Raw genomic sequence first — 3194 nt, forward strand, 5'->3', positions numbered from 1 at the left:
CTTCTTGTTCGCGGTCGTATTGACGAACACTGCGCATTGGCCGGTAACCGTGGCGCTAAACAACCTGGCCGGCAGTCAGATCATCGCCTGGAATGTGCAGATGGCCGCCTCGTTTCTTGCCGCCGTTCCCACCCTCCTGATTTACATCTTCCTTGGTCGCTACTTCCTCCAAGGAATGATGTCTGGAGCGCTCAAGGAGTAATCCGCGAGTGGTCCCGCGTTGCTGGTGAGCAGCGGATCGAGACGATTCGAATAATCGACGATTGGGCCGCAGGTTCTCATCACTGTCCTTGTAATGTCGGCTGTGGAGGTGTTGATGCGAACGGCAACGGTGGACATGGTCGAGGGTGGCGCCGAACCAGGGTGGGAGTCGGTAGCGGATGCCTTTCGGGCCAACTTCGAAGCCGGAGCCGAAGTAGGCGCAGCATGCTCCGTGTATCACCGGGGTGCCAAGGTCGTTGATCTGTGGGGCGGATTCCGAGACCCGGCGACCTCGGCGCGGTGGAAGGAAGACACCCTCGTGTTGGTGTTCTCCACTACCAAAGGGATGTCATCGCTGGCCGTGGCCGTCGCCCACAGCCAGGGATTGTTCGACTATGACGAGAAGGTCGCTGCCTACTGGCCCGAATTCGCTCAAGGCGGCAAGGCCGACGTGACCGTGCGGCAGTTGTTCTCCCATCAGGCCGGTCTGTGCGCCATTGATGAACCGATGGACCTTGTCGTTCTGGCTGACCCGGAGTTGGTGGCGAAGGCCATCGCCAAACAGGTACCTGCTTGGGCACCCGGTACCAAACACGGGTATCACGGCCTGAGCTTGGGCTGGTATGAATCCGAGATCGTGCGGCGCGTCGATCCACAGCACCGGACCATTGGACGATTCTTCGCCGACGAGGTGGCGGGCCCGCTTGATCTTGAGTTCTACATCGGTCTACCTGATGACGTGCCAGACGATCGAATAGCCGTGATGCAAGGCCAGTGGTATCGCACGATGATGCTGGCCAACTTGAACAAGCTGCCATTCAAGTTCGTCAAAGGTTTTCTCAACCCGAGGTCGATTACCGCCCGGACGTTCGCCAACCCGAAGGTCCTCGGGATGCCCATCAGGTACAACGACCGTGAGATGCGGCGCATCGAGCTGCCTGCCTCGAATGGCATTGGGCAGGTCCGGTCCATCGCCAAGGCCTATGGCGAGTTCGCCACGGGAGGGAAAGTCCTCGGTATCGACGCCGTAACCATGCATGCCCTGACCGATGCGGCTACTCCGCCATCGGACGGGACTTATGACTTGGTTCTGCACGACCACACGGTGTTTTCGCTTGGCTTCCTCAAACCATGGGAGCACCTGCAGTTCGGTTCCGAGCATGCGTTCGGGACGCCAGGAGCGGGCGGTTCGTTTGGCTTTGCCGATCCGGAACTGGGGCTCGGATTTGCCTATGGCATGAATCGAATGGACTATTACCTCTACGACGATCCCCGGGAAAAGAGGCTTCGGGAAGCTGCCGTTGCGTGTGCGAAAGCGATCGGCTAGACCATGGCGATGATGCGGGCGGCGTTCTATCGCAGGTTTGGCGAGGCGGCTGATGTGCTTGAGGTTGGGGAGGTCGACAAGCCCGTCCCGGCTGAGGGCGAGGTGCTTGTTCGCGTGGTCGTGTCGGGGGTCAATCCCACCGACTGGAAGGCCCGTCGGGGCAGTCGACCCATGGTGTTCCCGTTTGTCATCCCCAACCAGGACGGTGCCGGCGTGATCGAAGCGGTCGGTCCGGGAGTCGACGAGGCCCGGGTCGGGCAGAACGTGTGGATCTACTTCGCGGCGAGTGGCCGCCAATATGGGACCGCCGCCGAATACACGGTCGTGCCTGCCGAACGCGCCGTTCCGCTTCCTAACAGGGCATCCATGGATCTGGGCGCCAGCATGGGCGTCCCGGCTCTCACGGCTCACCGGGCACTTTATTGGGATGGCCCGATCGATGGGCAGACCATCCTGGTATCCGGTGGTGCGGGAGCGGTCGGTCACTATGCCATTGAGTTGGCCAAACACGCCGGCGCCAGAGTGGTCGCGACCGTGAGCAGTTCCGAGAAAGCGGCGTTGGCTGAAGCCGCCGGAGCTGACGTCGTCGTCAACTACCGAGAGGCCGACGCCGACAAGCAGATTCTGGTGGCCGCGCCTGGTGGAGTAGACCGCATCGTTGAGGTAGCTCTCGGCGAAAACATGGAACTCGACGCGGCGGTGCTCGCCCCACACGGCACGATCGTGACCTACGCCAGGACCGCCCACGATCCTGTAGTCAACGTGATCAACCACATGATGGGTAACCAGACACTGCGCTTCATGATGCTCTACGACGCCGGAGAGGAAGCGATCGCAGCTGGAGTTGCCGCCGTCACCGACTGCCTCGAACGTGGTGTACTGACCGAGTTACCGGCGCACCGCTTCGCTCTATCCGACATCGCTGCAGCTCATGAGGCATGTGAAGCGCACGCCATCGGGAAAGTGCTCATCGACATTTAGCGCGCAAATCCCACGACGATCAGCCCGAACGGGGGACCTAAGCGGGTGTTGGTCTATGCGACGGTTGCGATAGCCCTTTGGTTAACAGGCTGGGAATCGTCAGGAGCAGCAGCGGGATCATCAAAAAGGCGAAGCTCCAGGGGAGCAGCCCGAGTATGAGCATCCCTACCCAGCCCGTGAGTCGGACCTTGAGAGTCCTGAAGCGGGTCGGTCCATCGAAGCTGAGGAGGTACAACACGCCGCCGATGGCGCCACTGGCTCCAGCAACGATGATCCATGCGAAAACTGCGCCCGAGTACGAATTGTCGAAGAAGTAGATGGCGAAGATCCACCCGCCGAGCAGCGCGAAGAGCAATCCGACGAACCGGGCAAAAACGCTAAATGGTCGACTGTTCATACTCAGATTGTACGACCTAATCAGCAGCGGAGTTGCGCCTATTCCGTCAGTGTCAGCGGTTCGCCAAGGCGGAATCGGGCGATGCCTTCGTCGGCTTTGTCACCATCGAAACGACATGAGAGAAGCCGCGATCCCTAACCACTACTTACGAGGAGCCAGGTTTCCATGTTGCCCTTGCCCGGCACCGCAGCTCCCCACACCACGGTGGCAACGAACACAGCAAACCAACCAAGCGTGGCCCGCCGACCAAAGATCATCAGCGCCGCGAGAGGGATGATCAGAATGTTC

Annotated in this window: 5 protein-coding genes; 3 read left to right on the forward strand and 2 right to left on the reverse strand. The window is 60.5% G+C overall.

The features are described 5' to 3' along the window. From JJE47_05315 to JJE47_05325, 3 genes are all read left to right on the forward strand, one after another. Window positions 1-202 (forward strand): carbohydrate ABC transporter permease (locus JJE47_05315; GenBank protein MBK5266835.1); only part of this gene is annotated, 202 nt, incomplete at its 5' end. 135 nt (window positions 203-337) lie between these two features. Next, complete coding sequence (locus JJE47_05320) at window positions 338-1528, forward strand: beta-lactamase family protein (GenBank protein MBK5266836.1); 1191 nt, start codon at window positions 338-340, stop codon at window positions 1526-1528. Between the two features lie 12 nt (window positions 1529-1540). Continuing rightward, window positions 1541-2509: an NADPH:quinone reductase gene (locus tag JJE47_05325; protein MBK5266837.1), complete on the forward strand. Its 969-nt coding sequence runs from the start codon at window positions 1541-1543 to the stop codon at window positions 2507-2509. Window positions 2510-2546: 37 nt separating this feature from the next. On the opposite strand, the gene JJE47_05330 is transcribed toward JJE47_05325, so the two are convergent. Both JJE47_05330 and JJE47_05335 read right to left on the reverse strand, forming a co-directional pair. After that, the gene (locus tag JJE47_05330) at window positions 2547-2906 is read right to left on the reverse strand and encodes a hypothetical protein (GenBank protein MBK5266838.1); all 360 of its coding nucleotides are present in this window, start codon (window positions 2904-2906) and stop codon (window positions 2547-2549) included. A 134-nt stretch (window positions 2907-3040) separates the two neighbouring features. Then, window positions 3041-3194 (reverse strand): hypothetical protein (locus tag JJE47_05335; protein ID MBK5266839.1); only part of this gene is annotated, 154 nt, incomplete at its 5' end.

The sequence above is a fragment of the Acidimicrobiia bacterium genome, from assembly GCA_016650365.1.
Lineage (GTDB): Bacteria > Actinomycetota > Acidimicrobiia > Spongiisociales > JAENVV01 > JAENVV01.